At 65.8% G+C, this 22,882-nt stretch carries 14 protein-coding genes; 3 read left to right on the top strand and 11 right to left on the bottom strand.

Going from position 1 to position 22,882, the window contains the following annotated elements:
• Positions 1 to 245 precede the first annotated feature (245 nt).
• From ACPW96_RS18635 to ACPW96_RS18615, 5 genes are all read right to left on the bottom strand, one after another.
• The gene (locus ACPW96_RS18635; RefSeq protein ID WP_425884856.1) at positions 246 to 752 is read right to left on the bottom strand and encodes a hypothetical protein; all 507 of its coding nucleotides are present in this window, start codon (positions 750 to 752) and stop codon (positions 246 to 248) included.
• A gap of 1,191 nt (positions 753 to 1,943) precedes the next feature.
• Positions 1,944 to 7,880, bottom strand: a complete 5,937-nt coding sequence (pulA, locus tag ACPW96_RS18630) for a pullulanase-type alpha-1,6-glucosidase (protein WP_425884855.1) — start codon at positions 7,878 to 7,880, stop codon at positions 1,944 to 1,946.
• 443 nt (positions 7,881 to 8,323) lie between these two features.
• The gene (locus ACPW96_RS18625; RefSeq protein ID WP_425884853.1) at positions 8,324 to 9,382 is read right to left on the bottom strand and encodes a LacI family DNA-binding transcriptional regulator; all 1,059 of its coding nucleotides are present in this window, start codon (positions 9,380 to 9,382) and stop codon (positions 8,324 to 8,326) included.
• Between the two features lie 921 nt (positions 9,383 to 10,303).
• Positions 10,304 to 10,876, bottom strand: a complete 573-nt coding sequence (locus ACPW96_RS18620) for a hypothetical protein (protein WP_425884851.1) — start codon at positions 10,874 to 10,876, stop codon at positions 10,304 to 10,306.
• Positions 10,877 to 10,883: 7 nt separating this feature from the next.
• Positions 10,884 to 11,225: a hypothetical protein gene (locus tag ACPW96_RS18615; protein WP_425884849.1), complete on the bottom strand. Its 342-nt coding sequence runs from the start codon at positions 11,223 to 11,225 to the stop codon at positions 10,884 to 10,886.
• Between the two features lie 81 nt (positions 11,226 to 11,306).
• Here ACPW96_RS18615 and malQ point away from each other — a divergent pair, with 81 nt between their 5' ends.
• Positions 11,307 to 13,481 (top strand): 4-alpha-glucanotransferase, encoded by a 2,175-nt coding sequence (gene malQ / locus ACPW96_RS18610; RefSeq protein ID WP_425884847.1) that lies wholly within the window; start codon positions 11,307 to 11,309, stop codon positions 13,479 to 13,481.
• 40 nt (positions 13,482 to 13,521) lie between these two features.
• On the opposite strand, the gene ACPW96_RS18605 is transcribed toward malQ, so the two are convergent.
• Positions 13,522 to 13,860 carry a hypothetical protein gene (locus ACPW96_RS18605; protein WP_425884845.1) on the bottom strand — a complete coding sequence of 113 codons (339 nt, stop codon included), beginning with the start codon at positions 13,858 to 13,860 and terminating at the stop codon, positions 13,522 to 13,524.
• Positions 13,861 to 14,156: 296 nt separating this feature from the next.
• On the opposite strand from ACPW96_RS18605, the gene ACPW96_RS18600 reads away from it, so the two are divergent.
• Together ACPW96_RS18600 and ACPW96_RS18595 are read left to right on the top strand one after the other, a co-directional pair.
• The gene (locus ACPW96_RS18600) at positions 14,157 to 14,963 is read left to right on the top strand and encodes a hypothetical protein (RefSeq protein ID WP_425884843.1); all 807 of its coding nucleotides are present in this window, start codon (positions 14,157 to 14,159) and stop codon (positions 14,961 to 14,963) included.
• A gap of 305 nt (positions 14,964 to 15,268) precedes the next feature.
• Positions 15,269 to 15,601: a TetR/AcrR family transcriptional regulator gene (locus tag ACPW96_RS18595; protein WP_425884876.1), complete on the top strand. Its 333-nt coding sequence runs from the start codon at positions 15,269 to 15,271 to the stop codon at positions 15,599 to 15,601.
• A gap of 110 nt (positions 15,602 to 15,711) precedes the next feature.
• Here the strand turns inward: ACPW96_RS18595 and ACPW96_RS18590 are convergent, their stop codons facing one another.
• The 5 genes from ACPW96_RS18590 to ACPW96_RS18570 all read right to left on the bottom strand — a co-directional run bounded on the left by ACPW96_RS18590 (position 15,712) and on the right by ACPW96_RS18570 (position 22,697).
• Positions 15,712 to 16,761 carry a LacI family DNA-binding transcriptional regulator gene (locus ACPW96_RS18590; RefSeq protein WP_425884842.1) on the bottom strand — a complete coding sequence of 350 codons (1,050 nt, stop codon included), beginning with the start codon at positions 16,759 to 16,761 and terminating at the stop codon, positions 15,712 to 15,714.
• 180 nt (positions 16,762 to 16,941) lie between these two features.
• A complete protein-coding gene (locus ACPW96_RS18585) occupies positions 16,942 to 18,636 on the bottom strand; it encodes a glycoside hydrolase family 13 protein (RefSeq protein WP_425884840.1) in 1,695 nt (564 codons plus the stop codon).
• 99 nt (positions 18,637 to 18,735) lie between these two features.
• Positions 18,736 to 19,695 (bottom strand): sugar ABC transporter permease, encoded by a 960-nt coding sequence (locus ACPW96_RS18580; RefSeq protein ID WP_425884838.1) that lies wholly within the window; start codon positions 19,693 to 19,695, stop codon positions 18,736 to 18,738.
• The gene (locus ACPW96_RS18575) at positions 19,695 to 21,173 is read right to left on the bottom strand and encodes an ABC transporter permease subunit (RefSeq protein ID WP_425884836.1); all 1,479 of its coding nucleotides are present in this window, start codon (positions 21,171 to 21,173) and stop codon (positions 19,695 to 19,697) included. The genes ACPW96_RS18580 and ACPW96_RS18575 overlap by 1 nt, the downstream gene beginning before the upstream one ends.
• A gap of 252 nt (positions 21,174 to 21,425) precedes the next feature.
• Complete coding sequence (locus ACPW96_RS18570) at positions 21,426 to 22,697, bottom strand: sugar ABC transporter substrate-binding protein (RefSeq protein WP_425884834.1); 1,272 nt, start codon at positions 22,695 to 22,697, stop codon at positions 21,426 to 21,428.
• Positions 22,698 to 22,882: the final 185 nt, after the last annotated feature.

Raw genomic sequence — 22,882 nt, 5'->3', positions numbered from 1 at the left:
GCCGCCCAGTCTCCTCAGCAAGCGGCTTGGTTGCTTTCTCGACAGGTTCCGAGGCAGCCGACGAGCGTGAGGCATCTTGGCGCCGATCACTCACTGAATGTGCCACAGGGTCCCGTCTTGAGCTCCGCGTTCCGGATCTCGTCGTACCGATACACTTCCGTGGCGTTGCTCCCCAGTATCAAGAGTGTCCCCCGCCTGCGCCACATTGCCATTGGGGTAACCGCGCTGCCCTGCTTCGCCATGCGTTAGACGACCGCGACGGTGCCCCGCGGGCGGGCGGATTCATTGACGATACCGTCGTGCGACAGGTCTGCCGTACGGAATAATCTAGGGATGACTGATTCGGAGGCAGCAATCCCTCCTCCCGACCGTGCGGAAGACGTCTTGGCTGTTACGGGGGCATCGGGTTGGACGATGTCCCTGTAGTCGGGCCTATGGCCGGGGGCCTGCTCGGCGATGCCATCGCTGCGCGCGAACGCGAACGCCGGCACGAGTTTGACATCGCAGTCGTTGCTGCGATCCAGAGTGTTGGGGAAGAACTCACCGCGGCTCCCTCGGTTGCGCATGTACTCAAGTCCGACGAGTTCCTTGCGGCCTACACCCGTGCCGCTCGTGCCGCAGCCGAGACCGCGAGTCACAGCAAGCGACGGCGCCTCTCCATAGCGGTCGCTCACCGCGGCGATTGGACCACGTTCTCTGCCGCCGAACGTGTTGAGTTCTTCCGTCTCGTCGAGACCCTCGACGATCTGCATGTTTGGTTGTTGCACTTCTATGAGGACCCACTCGCATGGCTCAACACGCACGACCCTGAACGTCCCCCCAACGTCTACGCACCGCAAATCGCAAGCCCACTTCCACAGATCGTAGAAGACGTCCGCTATTTCAGGGGCCCAGTGATTCGAGCCCTTGGTGACCTCGAGAGACACCGTCTCGCGTTCGGGCCTCCAAAAGGCTCGATGCCCGTCCCTGACATGTACCGGAGTCGGACGACCCCCAAGGCACGCCGGTTCTTGAGGTTCATTGGTGAGCCGAACTCAGTCGATGCCGAGCCACCCGGCGACGAGTGACCGCGTCGAAGATACGCGCACCGAGTCGACCAGAAGATGTACCAGCGCGTCGTGGAACGCGTCACCCAATCCGTCCCCTGGGGGGTGGATGCACGGCGGATGCCCACACCCGGTTCGTGTGTTCTTTGCCCGCGACGGTGGAAGGCGTCCCGACGGCGTTGGCGGTCCATACGCACGCCTCCGGATCGACAGGGAGCGGTGGTCTCACCTATGGAACACCGCCGGCAGGGGTTGGCGGGGGATCACGGGTGGAACGGCTCCCCAGCCAAATCGGGCTCGGCACCCGAGAAGGGGTCTGCACCAGACCCGACTTGGCTTAACCGCACGAGCAAGAGCGAAAGTCCATCCCGATGAAGTGCTGCACCCAGGCCTAGGTCAACACACTCCGGGCCTTCCGCTCAGGCGTGATCGCTCACCCCAGGCGATTTATGAGTCACTCTCGAAGCAAGGCGCCGCCGGGTGCACGCCTCCTCCCCCAAGACTGGCCGCCCCCCGTGACGCCCCCCGCTGTTGAGGTAGCCCGTCCGCGCGGAGGGGCGCCCGCCCATGGATCAAAAACACAAGGGCGACCGGATGTCGGTCGTATGCTGATGTCCCGCGGCCCACAGGCTGCAGTCAGACGTATCGATCAGGAAGGAACCCGCTCACCTGTCAGACAGGTGCCAGGCGCCGGGGGCTGTGACGATCTGCCGCAAGCCGTACTTTCCCGCGACAAGAAGTACTTGGTGGCCGGCGGAGCTGGCTGCGAATCGTCCGCGGGTGCCGTCTCGTCTACACTGTTCAGCTTCGAGTGTGGAAAGCGCAGGCCGTCCAACGTCGATGGCCTGGCTTCGGCCGGTACGCCGCAGCATCCCCGGTCCCGTCCTTCGGTGCGTGTCAGCTGTGCGTTCCTGCCCGTCGTCGTGTGATCACGAGCACAGCGCCGGTGACCAGGATGAACGCCCCAGCGAGGGCGATGCCCCAGGGGAGCTCCGAACCGGTGGCGGGGTGCTGCCCCCGCGGGACCACGGTGCCCGGGGCTGCCCCCGGGGTGGGCGTCGAACCGGGGTTGGGGGTCGCGTCCGAGTCCACAAGCACTGCTGCCGTGCGTGCGGGCAGGGTGAGGGTGCCGGTCGCCGGATCCCACGCGGTCGTTTTCACCACCGGATCGGAGCCGTGCGCCAGCGCCGGGGTGAGCGTGAAGCTGCGTCCAGCGAGCTCGGTGACCGTCTGGGTTGTCGCCTGGGGCGAGGAGTTGAACACCACAAGGGCTCCGTCCAGCGCCGGGTCGACGTCCGTCCCGATAAGGTCATCGATGAGCATGAGGATCACACCGGGTGTGGCATCTACACCGCTGTTCGGGAACGACACCTTCTGCTGGATCAGATCGGCCCCGCCCAGGCGCAGCAGGCCCACCTCCTCGCGTACCCGCAGCAGGTCCAGAGCAGAGGCCTCGGCCGTGGCGATGTCCGAGGCGGCCGGCTTGAGCGCCGGGTTCTCCAGCAGGGGCCTCATGAGCGGCCACTTCTCTTCGTTGTCGGCCAGGCGGGGAAGACCCGAGCCGAAGGTCGATTCCTGACCGGTCCAGTCGATGCGGTTGAACCAATCGCCGGAGTTGTAGCTGTTCCGGTCGAGCGACTTGGATCGCAGTAGTTCGGTGCCGGCGTGCCAGAACGAGGGGGTTTGGGAGAACGTGGTCGCCGCCAGGGACAGCGTGTTCATGCGCACCCGCTCGGCCATCGACGTGTCGACAGGGAGCTTGAACACCCCATGGTCGAACAGGGTCTCATTATCGTGCGCGTCGACGTACGTGATGACCTCGTCGGGCTGGTCGGCGTAGCCGGCGGGCGTCCCGTTGTAGTCGAAGTCCTCGCCGGCCGTGACGGTGCCGTCGGCTGCGGTCATCTCGAAGTCCCGGAGGTTGCCCGCCAGTCCGAGCTTGACGAGGTCGGTTTTGCGAGCCAGGTCGCCAGCCGGGTCCTCGGGCACGCCCGGCCGCTCGTTGGGGTCGGTGTACAGTCCCGTGCCGAAGCCCTGGTGGAAGATCGACTCGCTCTCGACGGGGCTGCCTCCGTGCATGGCGTCGCGGAGCCGGTCCGTGAACGTTCCGATACCCGTGCCGCCGAGCTGGCCCTGCGTCGCCTGCTCAAACAGGGCGTTGCTGGCCACCTCGCCGAAGTTCCAGCCTTCGCCGTACAGGTAGATCGACTTGCCGTCCACGCCGTCCTTTTTCAAGGTCAGCTCGTCGAGTGCTTCGCGCACCGCCAGCATGTTCGCCTTCGAGTGGTGGCCCATGAGGTCGAAGCGGAAGCCGTCGACCTTGTACTGGCTCGCCCACAGCACGAGCGAGTCGACCATCAGTTTCTGCGCCACCTCGTGTTCGGTCGCGACGTTCTGGCAGCACGTCGAGGTCTCGACGGCGCCCGCGAGGGACAGCCGGTGGTAGTACCCGGGTACGACGCGGTCGAGCACGGACTTCGGGTCCTGACCCGACTGCGCGGTGTGGTTGTACACCACGTCCAGCACGACCTGCAGTCCGCTGCCGTGCAGGGCGCCCACCATCTCACGGAACTCATGCACGCGCGCACCGCCGTCCGGGTCCACCGCGTACGAGCCCTCCGGAGCCGAGTAGTGGTACGGGTCGTAACCCCAGTTGAAGCCGTCGGCGTCCTCGATCGCGGAGATGCACGCCTGCTGCTCGGTGCTCGCCGGGCCGAAGGACGCCAGGTCGCAGTCCGGGACCTGCTGCGCGGACCGGTCCTCCTCGATCGAGGCGATGTCGAACGAGGGCAGCAGGTGCACGGTGTTCACGCCCGCGTCGGCGAGCTGCCGGAGCTGCCGTGTTCCCGCGCTGTCCCGCGTGAACGCGCGGTACGTGCCGCGCTCCTCCGCGGGCACTGTCTCGTCGGTGATCGAGAAGTCTCGGATGTGCAGTTCGTAGATCGCACGGTCGACCGGGCGGTCGATCACCGGCGCCTCCGTCTCCTTCCACGCCTGCGGCTTGTACGCCTCATCGGAGATGTCGGTCGCGACGGAGCGCTCAGAGTTCACGGTCAGCGCCACCGAATACGGGTCGGTGACGTCGTTCGTCTCGATCTTCCCCGTCGAGTGGGCATAGACAATCACCTCCCACCGGTACTCGTCGCCGACCAGCGAGGTCCCGCCGTTCACCGTCCACACCCCGGATGCCTCATCCCAAGTGGCATCGTGCCGGGCCGGGTCGCCCTCAGCGCCGGCATCCCACGTGAGCAGCGTGGCCGCTTGCGCGGTAGGAGCCCACAGCGCGAACGACGGTGCGGAGCCCTCGAAGGACACGCCCAATGCTGCGTCCTGGACGCCGTCGGCGTAGAGGTCGTCGAGCACACCTGGGAGCTGCACACCGGTGAACGCTTTCGCCACGCCGGCGGCGTCGCGCTGCGAAACCATCAGCTGCCCCTTGAGGAGCACCCCGGCGGCATCCCGGTCCACACCCTCCAGGCTTAGCGCGGTGAAGCCGGCGAGTCCGGGGAAGCGCTTCTCCTGCTCAGCGGTGAGGCCGCCCTCCACGACCGTCAGATTGATCGCGTCGCCGCCGGTGACTTCACCGTCGGCCAGTGCGAGAGATGCGTCGGCCGACGCGTGCAGCTGCCAGGAGCGCTCGCCCGAGGTGGCACCGAGGTCGGCCGGCCAGGCGATCGTCTCGGCGTCAATCCAATGCGCGCGCAGTTCGCCGACTCCAGAGAGCGGGGGGTCGACGCTGGTGACCGTGAGGACGTGGGTTTCCAGGTCGTAGCGGAACGTCACGACCTTGCCGGCGCTCGCGGTGAACGCGATGTTCCCGCCGCCGAGGACGCCGTCCGCGCCGTAGTTCTCGTCCCAGCTGAGGTTGTGAGCGACCTTGACCTCGTAGGCACCGGTGGGCAGGTCGTCGGTTGTGAACTGGAAGACGCCGTCGCCGTTGCGGTCGAACATCATGGTCGCCAGGCACTCCGGCATCCAATCTCCCTCGCAGCCGACCTCGCTCTGGAGCGAGCCGGGCAGTGTGATGACGGGTCCGTCCGCGGTTGACCAGATGTTCTTGGTGCGCGGGTCGAAGTAGAAGGTGATCGGGCCGCCGTCGTGTTCGAGCACGATGTCGCCGCCGCTGGCGACTCCGCCCGCACCGTAGTTCTCGTCCCAGGACTTTTCGGTGGCGATCTTGTAGGCGTACGAGCCAGCGGCGAGGTCGGCGAGCTCGAGGCGCCAGATGCCGTCGACCTGAGTCATCTGCACGGTGTCGCAGTCGGGCTGCCAGTCGCCGGGGCATCCGGCTTCGCTGTTGAAGCTGCCTGGGACGCTTACGGCGCCGTACTCCGTTGTCTCCTGCGGCTCCGGCTCGACCGGCTGCTCGGGTTCCTCGGCGACGGAGACGTTTACGCGGTTGCCCACCGATGCGTAGGTGGATGCCGCGGCACGCTGGCCCTCGGCATCCGTCGACACGGCACGGTACTCGACCAGCGTTCCCGTGGTGAGGTCCGATACGTCGTGGAACACGCGTGGCGACGTGTCCTCGGCGGTGCCCAGGGCGTGCCACTCGTCCTCGCCCACAACCCGCCAGGCGAAGCTCGTCTCGGACCACGCGTCGTCGGCGACGTCCGCGGCGACCGGCGCGAGGCCGGTGAGCCCGGCACCCGCCTCGGGCGAGGTGACGGAGATCGCAGCGGCCTCCGCCGGGGCTGAGACCGGCCGGTCGGCGGTGAAGACCACGGCAGATAGTGCTGGGACCGTAACGGACGCGACGCCCGACGCATCGGAGGTGAATGCCTCGCCGCCGCCGTACAGCGGCGCGAACTGGGCGTCCGCCGTCAGAGTGGGAACGGCGACCGTCTGGGCGGACGTGGCGTTGTTCGTCGCGACCAGGAACTCCACTTTCTCGGAGCGGGCCACGCGGCTGAAGGCGTACACGCCGGCGCCGTCGTCGGCGTAGCGCTCGATCTGCGCGCCGGTCTCCAAGGCGGGGTGGGCCGCGCGCAGCGCGGAGAGCGCCGCGATGTGCTGGTACAGCGGAGCGCCAGTGTCGTAGCGGTCGACGCTGCCAAGCGCGTCTCCGGTCACGAGCGGCTGGTTCGCGTACTCGGCGGTCTGGGTCGCGAAGAGCGTCTGGCGGGCGTCCTTATCGCCACCGGTGCCGGCGAATCCCTGCTCGTCGCCGTAGTAGACGACGGGCTGCCCGCGCGTGAAGTACATCAGCTCGTGCGCGAGCTCGTCGCGTTGCAGCGCGTCCGCCCCGGCAACGAAGTAGCCGATCCGTCCCATGTCATGGTTGCCGAGGAAGGTCGGCAGCGCCGTGGCCGACGAGTCGGGCGTGGTGTACAGGTCATCGCCCGAAAACAGCGTCTGCAGCTGCTCGGCCGAGCCGCCCTTCGCGTACGCCGTCGCGTTGGACTGGAAGGTAAAGTCGAGGACCGAGTTCAGGTCGGTGCCCCGCACGTACGGTGCAGTCTTGGCTGGATCGGCGTCGAACACTTCACCGAACATGAAGAACTCCGGCTTGCCCGCAGCGTGCGCGTACTCGAGCACCGCGGTGGACCACTCCTCCCAGAACTCGAAGTTCACGTGCTTGGCCGTGTCGATGCGGAAGCCGTCAATGCCGAGGTCGATCCAGGTCTCGTACACGTCGATGAAACCGTCGACGACGGTGGGATGCTCCGTCATCAGGTCATCCAGACCCACGAAGTCCCCGAACAGCACCGACTCCCCCGCAAAGGTCGAATCGCCCCGGTTGTGGTACAGCGTCGGGTCGTTCAACCACTCCGGAACCTTGATCGCGGCATCCGCCTCGGCGATCACTGGGGTGTAGGGAAAGCTCGTCGCGGGGTCCATCCCCGGGAAGTCCTCAGTACCCGCATACTCGGCCGGGTCAAAAGCGGTGCCCCCGGCGTCCAGATACGGGCTCGTCTCCTGGTCGATGTAGTCATACGTCTGCTCGGCGTAGTCGATGACGTCGGCCGTGTGGTTCGTGATGATATCGAAGTACACCTTGATGCCCCGCGAGTGGGCGTCCGCAATAAGCGCCTCAAGCTCCGCGTTCGTGCCGAGGTGCGGGTCGATCTGCGTGAAATCAGTGATCCAGTAGCCGTGATAGCCCGCACTCGCTGTCGCGCCAGTTCCCTGCACCGCCCGGTTCTCGAAACTCGGGGTCAGCCAGATCGCGCTCGTCCCCAACCCCTCGATGTAGTCCAGCTGCTCGCGAAGGCCCGCAAGGTCACCGCCCTGGTAGAAACCCTTGTCGGTCGGGTCAAAGCCGTGCGCGAGGCGGTCCCCGTCGACACCGCCGGTGTCGTTCGACTCGTCGCCGTTAGCGAAGCGGTCAGTCATGACGAAGTAGAACTGCTCGGCACTGCCGGGCTGACGCACCGGATCCGCGACCAGCGCCGCGTCCTCATCGGTGTAGCCGCCGCTCAGCCCGACCGCCTCGAGGCCTACGCGCTTAACGTTGTCGTCGAAGACAAACCGGAGCTTCGCAGGTCCCGCGATGGTAAGCGGGATATTCGTCCCGTTGTTCACGCCGTCAAGGCCGTAGTTCTCGTCCCACCCGCCGTTCACGGCAACCTTGTACTCCCACGTACCGGCGGGCACCTCGAACTCCGCGGCGTAAACGCCGTCCTCGCCGGTCGGTGCCAGCGACGAAGCGGCGCACGCGGGATCCCAGTCGCCGCCGCAACCGATCTCGCTCTGCAGATCGCCCACGACTGTGAAGGTGCGGTCGGCCGCTTTCGCCGGAGCAGTCGTTGCCGTGGCGCCAGTGAGGATAAGAGCTGCCGCGACGAGGGTCGCGGCGCCTCGGCGGACAAGGAAGGAAGTCGTCTCCGACACAGGGGCTCCAGAGGGCGCAGGCACGGCGACGTGCGGGGATGGGCTGACGTGAGACTATCGCGCGTCGTCCCCGCTTTGCAAGCGCTTTCACTCTTGGCGGGCCGACCATCTCAATATCCCAAGAGGGGTACCCCGAAACACGGGGAGCGTGGCCGTGGAAACGCTTCCGTACGCGTCACCATCTCGGGCGCCTTCTCGGAAGTAGCGACCGAGGTGGTCACCGACGCCCGCGTCGCCTCCCACACGAACTCGACCTACCCGCACCCGCGCTCGTAGCCTTGCAGCTCGGCAGAGACGCCGCTTCCCTCCAAGGAGATGCCGTCGCGGTCGTGACACCTAATGTCCCGACGCGGGATACTCCTGCCTCGACATGCTGGCGATGAAAGGAGCGAACCGCCCTGCGCGCTGCGACGCAACGGGGAGTGCGCTCGACAGATGCGATGTCAGCCGTGCGGCGGGGGCGGCGCGACCGAGCCGCGCTCAACAAGCCACCCCGGCATGAGGTGAAGGCGTCCGGGAATCTCCGTCTCGGGTCCTGCGATGCGGGACAGAAGCCGCGACATCGCCCACTCCCCCATCTGCGCGTGTGGCAGCGCGACCGTCGTCAAGCCAGGGTCAAGCGCGTCCGCAACCAAACGCAGGTCGTCGATACGTACGACGGAGAGATCGTCCGGGACACGAAGGCCGCGGCGTGCTGCGGCCTGGATGACCCCCATAGCGATCTGGTCATTGAAGCAGATGATTGCGGTCGGGATGTCGGTGGAGTCCAGGAGCTGCGCGCCTGCCACCCGGCCTCCGGCGGCGTCGGAGGCGACATGGGTGATTCGGTGATCGCCGAGGTGTACGCCGGCATTGCCGAGTCCCGAGCGGATGGCGATCAGCCGGCCACGGGCGGCCGGCGTGTCGTCCACCGTCCCCACATAGGCGAACCGTCGATGACCCGCACGCAGCAGCGGGTCGCAGGCCAGCGTGGCGATCTGCGCCTCGTCGGGGACGACCGAGTCGACGCTCCAACCCTCCTCAGGTGCAGCATTGACGAGGACAATTGGAACGTTGAAAGGCCGCACGGGTTGCGCCACGCGGCGGTGGAACATGCGGGCGAACAGCAGTCCGTCCACGCGCTGAGCGAGCAGCCGGTCGATGAGGGACTGCTCGTGTTCGGCGTCTCCCTCAGTCTCCGCGACCAGCATCAACACGTCCTGCTCGAGCCCGGCACGGCGCGCGCCGGCGATCATGGGTCCAGCGAACGGCGTTGTGGCGACATCATCGCCGATGAACCCCACGATTCCCGTACGCTTTCGTCGCAGGCCACTCGCCACTCGGTCGGGTGCGTATCCAAGCGCCTCCGCCGCGGCCAGTATCCGGGCGCGGGTGTCCGCGTTCACGGTCCGTGCTCCGCTGAGCGCGTGTGAGACCGTGGTGGTCGACACCCCCGCCGCGGCCGCGACATCACTGATCCGCGCCCGGGAGAAGGCGCCCCCGTGCTGCGACCCTTCCCTCATCGCTTCAGCGTATGGGACGCCGCTCCACCCATATGAGCCGCGGTGCACCACCGCCGGCGACGGGAGAATGGCCAATTCGGCTCCCGCTACCACGGATCCCTTCTCGTGACCTCGCCGCCGACACGCTGCCGCTAAGCCCGTGGCCAATGCCCTCCATCACCGTCTCACGCTCGGGTCGGTGCCGCCAGGTGCAAGCAATACCTGCCCGGTGCTGTCGAGAGAGATGCGAGCTGCGGTCTGAGTGATTCAAGAGGATGGCGCGCTTGCGTCAGCGCGGTACGACCGCCGGTTGCTCAGTGCTCCACGAAGTTTGGATTTCCAAATCGATTTGTGAACATTGCTCAAAACTGGTACTCGTTGTAGAGCCTGACGGAAGGGAAATGGCCTGTGACGACATCCGAACGCGATGCCGCGTGGGGCGACTACGCTCTTCGACTTGGGCTCCTTCACGTGAAAGGGGAGTCCCTCGAGACCGCGGAGTTCGATTTTAAGGCGGGATTCGACGCCGGGCGGAGAACTGTTGAACAAGCGGTCAAGCGTCCAGGGGCGGCCCCGCAGGTGAATCATGTTGCCGCGGGTCGGATTGAAGAGGGCGCCGCGTTCTCTACAGAAGTCCTCGAGATCTCGCGCACGACATTCTGACCTCGGGGCGGAACATCTTTCCGTTGGCTTGTCGGCGCATGCTGGCTCCGGTCCACTTTACCGCCGTGGACGGGCCCGGGCGCACGGAAAGGCGCGCTTGTCCTCTAGCGCGTTATCCGGCCGACCTTGTGCACGCGGACCTCAGGAGATATTGGGGCCGAGGCCCCGACTGTTGACAACGTGAGTGAGTTCTAAAGCTAGTCACACGTCGCGGACGTGAAGAATGTGCACGGGTTCTGTGTCGACGCCGGGACGTACGAAATTGTGCTCGCCCCAGCGTCACGACTCGTAGATGAACAGGTCGTGGGCGACGAATGTGTCGTTCCACCCCATTCCGAGCGTCGGCATGTCGAGGTGGATCGTCGTCTCGCTTTGGCAGTGCGGGTCGAGGTTGGCTACGACGACGATCGTGTCATCATGACCCGCGGCGCGCCAGGTTTTGGAGAAAACCAGGAAGGAGTCGTCATCGGCGCGGTGGAAGCGCAGGTTGCGGAGCCAGTGAAGGGCTGGATGGGCGCGTCTGATTTCTGCGGCGCCCGGGCGACGTGCTCGTGGAGTTCGTAGCCCGCGTAGATGCTGTAGGTCGGCACGAGCGTGGCCGCCAGCGCGGCGCGCAGGCCGCCAGGCAGTGGGGCCGCCGTATTGCATGTACGGGGTGAGGATGTCGTGCGTGGTCGGCCAAAAGCTGGGCCGCATGTAGGCGGCCGCCGGCCCGGCGAGTTCCCGACAGTACTCCTCGAGCTCTGACCTGTCGTTGCACCAGGCACAGTAGGTGTAGGACTGCTGAAATCCGATCTCAGCCAGCTTCTGCATCATGGCGGGCCCGGTGAACGCCTCTGCCAGCCAGATCACGTCCGGGTCATCCCGAGCAACATCGGCGATCAGCCACTCCCAAACTCCATTTGGTGTGGGGATTGTCCACTCGGAAGGTTCTCACGCCGTGGTCGATCCAAAGTTGCACGACCTTCCTGAGCGCCTGGTGAAGCCCCACCGGCTCGTTGTCGAAGGCGGGCCTTTGCGGTTGATTATGTCCGATCGGGTAGATCGGAGTGAGGTAGACGACGTCGAAGCCCATGTCGGCGATCGCCGGCAGCCGTTCCGCCCCGGTGGCGAAGGTTCCGCTGCGCCACCGTCCGGTCGCTTCGTCGAACGCGGCACAAGAAGATAGCGAAGCAGGTGATCTCCGGTCTGTGCCGCGCAAGACCCCGCGAATGGTCGGTCACATCCGTCCAAATCATGGCGCGGGCTGGCAGGATCGAACAAACACGCCGTTGGGAGGCGCATGGTCAACGACGTCCACACCGAAGACGCCTCGACGCCCGAGCTCACCGCGCTTGCGGAGGCGTACGGCGTCGCCACCGAGTACTGGTCGTTTTTCGGCGACCGCGTGCATGTACCCGCCGCGACACTCCGCGCGATCCTTTCCGCGATGGGCGTCGACGCGCAGACCGGTCGCGACGCCGCAACCGCACTCGCGGATGCCCAGGATCGACCCTGGCGCCGCCTGCTGCCACCATCGGTCGTGGTGCGCGAGGGCTCGGGGGCACTGCATGTGCATGTCGCGGACGGCCACGACGTCTCGCTGACGGTGACCCTCGAACACGCGTCGGTGCGCGACATCCCGATTCCGCCGCAGGATGCCGGGCCCCGCACCGTCGACGGCGAGACGGTGTGGCGCCTGCACGTGCCGCTCCCCGACGACCTCCCACTCGGCTGGCACACGATCCACGCGGCGCAGAGCGCGCACGGATCGAGTCAGGCCGATCGCACAGCGGAGTGCGTGCTCGTCGTCACTCCCGAGACGCTGCCGCCGCCGCCGTCGCGTCCGGACCGCGACGGGCGGTCGTGGGGGCTGATGGCGCAGCTGTACTCGGTGCGGTCGCGGGCCTCTTGGGGCGTCGGCGACTTCGCGGACCTCGGTGACCTGGCCTCGATCGCCGGCGAGCGCGGGGCGGACTTTCTGCTCGTGAATCCCGTGCACGCCGCCGATGTCACCTCGCCCATCCAACCGTCCCCCTACCTCCCGGCCACGAGGCGGTTCCTCGCGCCGCTGTACGTGCGCCCCGAGGACATCCGCGAGGCGGCGTACCTCACCGCATCCGACCGATCCCGACTCGACGCCGTGCGAGGACCGGTTGCCGCCGCCGACACGGACGCCGAGCGCATCGACCGTGACGCATCCTGGGCCGCGAAACGCGCGGCCCTCGAGCTGGTCTTCGCCGTGCCGCGGTCACCCGCGAGACAGGCTCTGCTCGAGGCCTACGTCGCGCGAGAAGGACAACCGCTGTTTGACTTCGCGCTGTGGTGCGCACTCGAGGAGCACTTCGCCACCACGCTCGCCGCCGGCGAGGAGCGTCCGGCCGATGCGTGGGACATCGCATCGCCGCTCGTGCAGCAGCTTCGCGTTGCGCTGACCGCGCGCATTGGGTTCCACGTCTGGCTGCAGTGGATCGTCGACGAGCAGCTCGCAGCCGCGCAATCCGCCGCGAAGGCATCGAGCATGCGCATCGGCATCATGCACGACCTCGCGGTGGGTGTGCATACGCGAGGGTCGGATGCCTGGTCGCTACGCGACATGTACGCGTCGGGCATCACGGTCGGCGCTCCGCCGGACATGTACAACCAGCAGGGGCAGAACTGGAATCAGCCCCCCTGGCTGCCTCACGCGTTGGCCGAGAGCGGCTACGCGCCCTTGCGAGACATGATCCGCACGCTCCTCCGCAACGCCGGCGCCCTGCGCATCGACCACATCATCGGGTTCTTCCGGCTGTGGTGGATCCCGGCCGGTCTCGGGGAGGCCGCCGGTACCTACGTGCGCTACGACCACGAGGCGATGATCGGCGTGCTCGCCCTCGAGGCCCACCGCGCCGGCGCGGTCGTCATCGGCGAAGACCTCGGCAACGTCGAGCCGTGGGTGCGCGACTACCTGTCGTCCCGCGGCATCCTGGGCACCTCCATCCTCTGGTTCGAATACGAGAACGACTCCTTCAAGCCGCCGGAGCACTACCGGCGCGCGGTGCTCGCGACGGTGAACACCCACGATCTGCCACCCACGGCCGGGTACCTCGCGGGGGAGCACATCGACCTGCGCGCGCGGCTGGGCCTGCTCACCGACCCGGTCGAGGAGGCCCGCGCCGAGGCGGTCGCCGAGCGGGACGCGATGCTCGCGATCCTGCGCGAACGGGGCCTTCTCGGAGCAGACGCCACGGAGCAGCAGATCGTCGAGGCGCTGCATCTTCACCTCGTGGCCTCCCCCTCGCAGCTTCTCGGAGTCGCGCTGGTGGATGCCGTCGGGGAGCGCCGCGTGCAGAACCAACCAGGCACCGAGAACGAGTATCCGAACTGGCGGGTGCCGCTCGTCGACTCCGCAGGCACCGCTGTGCTTCTCGACCACCTTGCCAAGAACGAACGGTTCCGGTCGCTGACGGACACCGTCGACTCTGCCCTACGTCTTTGAGGAGAGTGAGGGCGAAGGGCGGGCGAGGTGAACGCTTGGATCAAGACCACACGCGTGTGGGGAAACCGTCCATGCGTACCCTGATCTGGGTGGCGGCCCGGCCGTCGGCAAATCGACATGCGGTCGAGCCCTCGCGTCCAGCCGCCACCCGGGCGCCTTCATCGACGCAGACGACATTCGGCACTTGGTGCTCGCTGGCCACGCGGCTCCGTGGAGCGGCGACGAAGGCGAACACCAGCTCGAGCTCGCGGTGCGTAACGTTGCCGCGGTTGCTCGGAATCTGTCGGCCGCTCGTTTCGACGTCGTCATCGCCGACTTCCTCACTCCGGCTTCGGTTGCCGTGTATCGAAGGGAGTTGCCCGGCTGCTTCATTGTGCACCTCGGGATTTCTCTGAGCGGTGCCCTCGCGCGCGCCGCAACCCGCACGGTATATCTCCCACGACGAGTTCTTGCTGCTCCATCGAATGGTCCGAATTCCTCCTGAAGCCGATCTGGTGCTCGACGTCGAGGAGATGCTGCTCGCAGAGCAGTCGGACGCCCTGCGGTCCGCCTGGACGTTAGCATCCCGAATCTGAGAATGAGTCTTAGATATGGAAGCCCCCGTCAAGCAAACCGCAGTATGGAAGGCCCCACCGAGCAACCGCACCGCGTTCGCGTGTCCTCTAGGCTCGCGCTATGGGCGCCACTGATTCCTCTACGTTCCCCGCTGATACTGTGACCTTCGCTGAGTACACCGACGAGCTCGCGCATCGTGGCAAGGCCTCAGAAGGAGTCCGAGGAATGGTCCTGCTGGGATCCGCCAGCCGAGCGGCTGCCGCCCGGCGAGACGAGTGGTCGGATCACGACTTTTACGCGCTCTTCGAGCCCGGCAGGGCGGACGACCTGCGGCGCCGGCTTCCTTTCCTGCCCAGCCCGGAACGCATCGCTCTCGTGGCGAGGGAAGGAGCCGAGGGCTTCGCTGTTCTTTACCACGACGGTCACCTCTTCGAGTTCGGCGCCGGTACGACCGACGAATTCGGATCCGCCAGATTCGACCAGCATGAGATCCTTTTCGCCGACAACAAGATTGTGGCCTGGGCATCAGAAGCCGCCCAGCGCGGCGCCAACTTCGCGCCAGAGTCCGCCGCGGATGCCGCCGGGCTCACGCTAGTGAAGTTGATGATCGGATTCGGGCGGGCGACACGGGGTGAGGTGATCAGCGGCAGCATGTTCGTACGTGCACACGCTGTCACCTACCTCACGCTGGCCATCCGCCAGCGCATCGCCCCCGCCGCGGAGGATGCAGACGCAGACGCGTTCGACCCGTCACGGCGATTCGAGGTCGACTACCCGGAGATCTCACGTCGAATCGGTGCCGCCCTTGGGGCGCCCGTCGTGGACGCTGCCCGAGAGTTACTAACGATTCTCCGAGGTGTACTCGAGCCAGGATGGGCAGAGTTCCCCACCGCCGCCGCGGACATCGTCGCAGCGCGATTCAATTGACCGGCACTTCGCACCGCGCCGACGTGGCGGGTGCGCCCGCCACTGCCGGCTCTTGACCCGCAGAGCCGCGCCGCGGCACCGCGAGAAACTGTGGCGACGTGGTGCACCCCGCACAGACCGTGAGGGTAGCGTGAGGCTCATGAGTAGGTTCGAGAACCGCTTGCCGCTTGGGTCTCGGCCGCACTTCGCTGAGCATGTCGCAGCGCCGAAGCGGCCCAACCCTTCGGAACGCATGTGCCACCAGCACCTGCTAGAGGCGTACATGGTTGAACCCCCTGGGCGCTGGTCGGCGCTCACCGCGCATCATGCATCGGCAAACGGTTCTGATGGGCAAGTCCAACCGGTCTGACGCCGAGGTCACGCGCGCACGAATCCTCTCTTGGGCGCGGCGGCTCCTTGCCCAGGGATCGTCTGATCAGGGCACGATGAAGGACGTTGCCGACGCGGCCGGGGTCACAACGGGCGCCATTCAGCATTACTGGCCAAGCAAGTCGGCTCTCCAGCAGGAGGCCCTCCAGCCCACTCGCGATCGGACGGGCGAGTCCTTGCCGCGCGTGCGGTGGACCGCCGATGGATATGTCCGTCGGACGGGTGCGGGCGGGCCGCAACGCGGTGGCACAGGTCAGCAAGAGTCGTGATCGTCGGGGATCACCTCGTTGCCGCTCAAGGAGCTGGCATCGCCGCAATTTCAGACGTCGACTCAGTTGCAAACGGGCCCGGGGCGATGCGGCGTAGGCCTTCGAGACAGCTACGCGACACTCCTATTCCGAGGTGGCCCATTAGTCACGCGGGGTGGGGCGGTGCTCGATCTGACGATGAGGTCAAACGGGTGCGACGTGTTGCCCTCCTCGTCTTCTACACGCTCGTCCCCGGCGAGCTCGTTCAGCAGGAGCTCGACGGCTCTCGCGCCCTGGGACGCCGGATATTGCGCGACCGTGGTCAGTCCAAAAAAGCCGGCAAGCTCGTGGTCGTCAATCCCGGCCACGGACAAGTCCTCTGGCACGCGCAATCCAAGGTCCCGAGCCGCCAACATCGCCCCCACGGCCATCTCGTCTGAAACCGCGAAGATCGCTGTCGGTCGCAGGGAAGCATTGGTTAGCAGGCGCGTGGCGGCTTCGAAACCACTTTGTATCGTGAAATAGCCCGTCTCCTGAAGGGCGCCGTCCACGTCGATGCCGTGCTGCTTCAGGGCGAGCTCGTAGCCGGCCTTCCTCTTGAGCGGCATGCGGAAGTCTTTTTCCCCGGGACCACCCCCGATGAGTGCGATGCGGCGGTGCCCGAGGCTCGCGAGGTGCTCCGTCACCAGTCTCGACATCTCTGCATCGTCCACGCTCAGGGTGTGAAGACCGGGAATGGGTCCGCCGACGCAGACGATCGGTTTGCCGACGGCGTGCAGGCTGCGGACTTCCTCAGGGGTCACTTCGAGGCTGATGGCGATGAACCCGTCGACTCTGCCCCTATGCAGAAACTCTTCGAAGACGTTTCCGCGCCTGTCCGCTCCGCCGCCCAGGTTATACAGGGTGAGGTCGTAACCGGCACTGATCAGCGCGTTCTGAGCCGACTCGAGCACGGCCGTGTAGAACCACCGATTCAGCAGCGGCACGATCACCCCGACAGCTCGAGAGCGTCCCGATGCAAGGCCTGAGGCGGTCGAGGACACGACGTAGCCGAGTTGCTGGGCCACCGCGAGCACGTGCTTCTGGGTACGACCGGCGACGGAACCGCGGCCGCTCAGCGCGCGCGATACCGTGGCTCTGGAGACGCCGGCTGCGCGGGCGACGTCGTCGATGCCGACCATGATGCTTCCTTTGATCCCGGAGACCGCCCGGCCGGAGCCTAGTGACCTCTTCGTACGCTGCAGCGTCGACTGATCCAGGCGCGGGACTGCTCGTTCACCGATCGGACGCCGACGGCACGTCTGCTCAACGGTAGCTGATGAGAATATCCGCGAGGGGGGCGTTCGAACATGAGCATGATGTCACTCCTCGGGGGGCGCCAGCCACACCGTCGTCTCACCCGCTACCTCCCCGAGACGCACGGGCCCACTCGAGATCACGATGTCGGCACGATCAAGGGGATACTCCCCCGCGCCGAAATTCGTCACCACTTCCCAGCCGTTCGGACGGCGAAAACGGAGCACCTCAGGGTCGCCTGTCTCGATCCACTCGAGCCGTTCGCTCGACTGCAGCGAACGCCTCAGGGCGAGAGCGCGACGGTACATCGTCAGCGAAGAGGTCGGATCCTTCTCCTCCCGCGCGACGGCATACCCGGCGAACCACGCCGGCTGCGGCAGATGAGCGCCGGCCGACCCGAAGCCGAACGACTCACCCGATTCCTTCCACGGCAGCGGAACGCGGCATCCGTCCCTGCCCAGACCGTCCGTCCCGCCGCCGCGGAAGAATGTCGGATCCTGACGGGCGTTGTCGGGGATGTCGGCAACCTCTTGCAGACCTAGCTCCTCGCCCTGGTAAAGGTACGCTGACCCCGGCAGCCCGAGCAGGAAAAGCGTCGCCGCACGGGCACGCCGCGCACCGCCGGCCAGGTCGATCATCTCGGCTGGACCGCCGGCGAGTACCCATTCGGTGCCGTGCTTGACGGTTGAATGGCCATCGTCGTCGCGCGTGGGGCGCGGAAGTCCGTATCGGGTGGCGTGACGCGTCACGTCGTGGTTCGATAGCACCCACGTGCTGGAGGATCCCGATCGCGCCGCCAGATCGAGGTTGTCTGTCACGATGCGGCGGAACTGCTCGGGGTCGAAATCGGCCTGCAACAATTCGAAGTTGAACGCCTGCCCGAGACTCTCAGGGCTCGCGTACAGCGGTACCCGCTCGCGATCGACCCACGCCTCGGCCACGGCAGTGCGTGGCGGTTCGTAGGAGTTGAACACCGCTCGCCACTCGGCGTACACGTGGTGCACATCGTCTCGGTCAAGGGTGGGATGGTGCCCGTCTTGCGGAATCGATTGCAGCTCGGCGTGGGTGGGCAGCGGCTCGGTGAGGTCTTTGGTGAGCATGTGGGCAACGTCGATGCGAAACCCATCCACACCCCGGTCGCTCCAGAACCGCAGCGTGGAGACGAAGTCGTCGCGTACCTCTCGGTTGTCCCAGTTCAGATCGGGTTGCTCTACCGCGAAGTGGTGAAGGTACCACTGCCCGTCGTCGACGCGTTCCCAGGCCGAGCCGCCGAAGATACTGCGCCAGTCGCTGGGCGGCTCCGCGCCATCGGGCCCGGTGCCCTCCCGGAAGATATACCGGTCGCGCGCCTCGGACCCGCGGCCGGCTTGGAGCGCCTCCTGGAACCACTCGTGCTGATCCGAGGTGTGGTTGGGCACGATGTCGACGATGACTCGGATCCCGCGGTTATGCAGCGTCTTGACGAGATCATCGAAGTCCCTCAAGGTGCCGAGCCGCGGGTCAACGTTACGGTAATCGGCGACGTCGTATCCGCCGTCGGCGAGTTCGGAAGGATAGAAGGGACTCAGCCAGACCGCGTCTATCCCTAACTCCGCCAGGTGGTCGATGCGCGAGGTGATCCCGGGGATGTCGCCGAGTCCATCGCCGTTCGAGTCGGCAAAGCTCCGAGGGTAGATCTGGTAGACGACCGCCTGGCGCCACCATGCGGCGTCGTGCTGGGGATCATAGGTCGATGCAGGTGATTGATCGACGGTGATCATACAAGTCCTTTGCTGGGTGCGGGCAGGGGCTGCGGCCAACGAGGTCGCGCCCGCGCAACCTTGACGCCGCTTCGAATGGCTCTTGAGCCGAGGGCCTTGTCAGCCCTTCACCGAGCCCGCCGTGATGCCCCCGACGATGAATCTCTGCAGGTACAGGAACAGCGCGACGACCGGGATGGCCGTGAGCACGGCAGCAGCGCAGAAGATTCCGAGGTTGTTGGTCTTGTCGGACTCGAGCAACCCGTAGAGACCGACCGCCAGTGTCTTGACCGCTGTGTCACGCAGGAAGATCGAGGCGAGGATGAACTCGCCGATGACTCCGATGAAGGCGAGCAGACCGGTGACGGCGAGGATGGGCGTCACCAGGGGCAAGATGATTTTGAAGTAGATCTGGGTATGTGTTGCCCCGTCCATCACGGCCGCCTCATCGAGCTCCCGCGGGATCGAGTCGAAGAAGCCCTTGATCAGCCACACCGAACCCAGCGCACCGCCCAGAAGCACCAGGATGTATCCCGCGATGGTGTCCAGCCCAATCGCAGGGATCGCCTCACCGACCTGCGTGAACATGAGGAACAGCGCCACTGCCGCGAGGAACTGCGGGAACATCTGCACGAGAAGAAGCGCGAACAGGCCTCCCCTACGGCCCCGGAATCGGAAACGAGAGAACGCGTATGCGCCCAAGGCACTGCAGAAGATCGACACCCCCACCACCACGACGGCCACGATGATCGTGTTCCGGTACCACAACGGGAACGGAACTGCCGGATCCGTGAACAGGCGGGTGTAGTTCTGAGTGCTGAACGCCCGCGGGAGAATTGACGAGGACGCCACGCTACCGGTGGGGTTCAAGGACGCCGACACGATGAACAGGACGGGGATCATCGCATAGACGATCGCAAGCACGGCAATGATGTAGCGCCAACCGACCTCCGCGAACCACCGACCGCGCGGGATTTTGTTGATGCCCGGTTCGGTGTGGAAGACCTCCCCGCGCTCGGCGGGATCTGTCAGCGCTGACGGCGGGATGACCCCACCCGCCTGGGGGTTGACCTGAGTCATTAGCTGAGCTCCTCAAGCTGTCTGGTGGCACGGAACTGAATGGCGGCGAGGATGCCGGTGAGGATGAACAGAAGCACGGAGACAGCCGCGGCGAACCCGATCTGCTGTGCCCCCCCGCCGAACGCCAGGCGGTACGTGTAACTGATGAGGATGTCCGTCCCTCCGGCTGTCGGATTGTCCGGGGTGAAAGGCCCGCCCTCGGTGAGCAGGAATATCGCGCCGAAGTTGTTGAAGTTGAACGCGAAGGACGCCACCAGCAGAGGTGCGATGGAAACCAGCATCAGCGGAAAGGTGATCTTCCGGAAGTTCGTCCAGCCCGTCGCGCCATCGATCGACGCCGCTTCTTTCAGGTCCGACGGGATCGCCTGCAACGCCCCCGTGCAGACCAGGAACATGTATGGGAATCCCAGCCAGAGGTTGGCCATCAGCACCGCGACCTTGGCCCAGAATGGATCCCCGAACCAGTCGATGCTGAGACCCAGCGTGGTGTTGATGAGACCGAATTCGCTATTGAAGAAGCTGGACCATACAAGAAGGGAGATGAACGCCGGGATGGCGTAGGGCACCAGCAACACGGCACGGAGCATCTTCTGGCCCCGCAACCGCGGGTCGTTCAACACCGTCGCGAGAAACATCCCCAGCACGAGGGTGGTGGCCACGGAGAGGACTGCGAACGTGAGGGTCCACACGAAGATGCCGACGAAATCTCTGGCGATGGTCGGGTCGGTGAACGCGCGGATGTAATTGTCGAGGCCGACGTTCTCTCCCCAGGAGAGGTCGGAAAGACGCTCGCCGTCCTCGCTGGTGAAGTATTTGCGGTCACCGGTCTGGACCGGGGTGTACTCCACACCGGTCTCGGTGTTGGTGATCGTGTCGGTGGCCTCGTCGTACTCGAGCGGAGAGGACAGCTCGACGGCACTGAAACCCTGAGCGGTGATCACACCGTCCTCGGTGGGGACGGCGAAACCCGCAAGAGGACCGTCTGCCTGACTCAGCTCGTTCACCTCACCGCGGCTCAGGATCGTGTAGCCGTCGGCGGCGGTGATCGCGCCGTCCTCCACCGTGACCGCATCCGGGTCGAGCTCTTCAAGCCCGTCAGGGGTGCCCGCGTAGACATCTCCGGTTTCGTTGTCGACGAGGAGGAAGGTGTACGGCCCCGCGGTGGAAGCCCCCGCGCTGCCGACCGCCAGGTCGAAGGTCCGCGCTCCCTCCACCTGTACGGCGGAGTTGGCGATGATTCGCGAGATCGATACCTCTTTGGTCGTGCGCGTGCCGTCGCCGAAGTTCGTCACCGAGAGCTGGAACGTCACGATGATCGGGTAGATGACGAACACGATCAGAAAAAGCGTTCCGGGGAGCAGGTACTTAGCCGGAAGGAACCTCCGGGTCGCGTAAACCACCACCAGGATGATGACGATGCCCCAGATCACGGCGAGGAAGACCCACTGGCCGCTGCTGAGCAGCGCTGGGGTCAGCATGAACGCCAGAGCGGCGACGATGCCCAGGCAGATGATTTTCAGGATCAGGCCACCGACGCTGGATGACCGAGACTCCCCAGGAGAAGCGGGGTCAAGTCGCCTTCCCCTGCTCCTTGTGGTCCGATTGTCTAACTGAGTTGCCACGCGGTCACGCTCCGAAGGTTGCTCCGGGACCCCCAAGAGGGTCAAAGGGTTCTGAAACGGGGGTATGGGTGCTGGGGTCAGGGTGATCTGACCCCAGCACCGACGGCGTCAGCCGCCGATCGCGGTAGCGATCGTGTTCTGGGTCGTCTCCATGGTCGCGGCCGGGTCATCCCCGCTGATGATCGCCGCCCACGCCAGACCGAGCGGTGCGAACACCTCAGCCATTTCGGGGATCGCCGGCATCGGGGCCGCGTTGTCGACGGCGCTCGCGAACGCGAGCACATCCTCGTCCGTGACGCCGTCTACCACCGCCTTCATCGCGGGAGGCTGCCCACTCAGGTCGTAGAGCTCCTGCATGGCCTCCTCACTGTTGAGGTAGTTGGTGACGAACTCCTGTGCGAAGGCTTTGTTCTTCCCCTCCGAGGCAACCATAAAGCCCTGAGCCCCCATGAAGGGCTGAGCGGTCGCGGCACCGGCGAAGCCCGGAACCGGCTGAATCGAGTACTTGTCGCCCAGGGCCGTCTTGACGTCCGGCAAAGACCACGGACCGGACACCATGCACGCCGCCTTTCCCTCGGTGAACAGCGACAGGTAGTTGTCAGGGCCGATCGAGGTGCGGATCGTGTCGACCCCTGAACTTCCGAGGCCCGCGATCTTCTGCGCCGCCGCGATTGACTCAGGCTTGTTCAACCCCAGATCCGCGGGGTCGTAGTTGCCCTCGGCGTCGACACCGAAGACGTACCCGCCCGCCGAAGTGAACATCGGCTGCATGTGATACGCGTCGCCCGGGTCACCCTGCTGGAGGATCAGCGGAACCTCCAACTCGCCGGAGTCCACCCCGGCCTGTCCAGCAGCGATGACGTCCTCGATCGTGGCATACGTGTCGGGCGCGTAGTCGGTGTTGCAATACAGCGCCACCGACTCCACCGCGTACGGCAGCGCGTACAGCTGGCCGTCATAAGTGGTGGCCTGAACGGCCACCGGGGAGTACGCCTCCAGATCTGATGCCGAGAGCTGCAACGGGTCGATCGAACCGTTCTGGACAAGCTGTCCGAGCCAGTCGTGAGCACCAGCGACGACGTCGGGGCCATTGCCGGCAGCGTTCGCGGTGACGAAGTCTTGGCGTGTATTGACGATGCCCTGGACACCGACCGTAATGCCGTTCTCTTCGCCGAACGCGTCGGCAAGCGGCTTGATGTAATCCACTCGGGCAGCTTCCGCCCAAATGACGAGGTCCTCGTCGCCGCGGACGGCGGGAGCCTCGGTCTCTTCCGAGCTAGGCGCGGCGTCCCCCCCACCGTCTCCACCTCCTCCGCTGCATCCGGTGACGAGCACGGAGACGCCGGCGAGGACGACGACTGCCCGGGCGAGTTTGCGCATGAATTCTCCTCGTGAGTTCGGTTAGCACAGGCCCCGATCCTCTCGAGCACGCTGCGCTGCGTAACAAAGGACAATAGCGGGGCGCCCGCAAAAATGGAAGCGTTTCCAAAACTCCGCCAGGTTACGGATTGATCACGGCTCGTCGCTAGATCGTCACGGGGTCTGAGCAGAGTGCCGGATCTAAA

It is taken from the genome of Micromonospora sp. DT81.3 (genome assembly GCF_049847225.1).
Lineage (GTDB): Bacteria > Actinomycetota > Actinomycetes > Actinomycetales > Microbacteriaceae > Microbacterium.
This window is presented reverse-complemented; position numbering and strand designations above follow the sequence as displayed.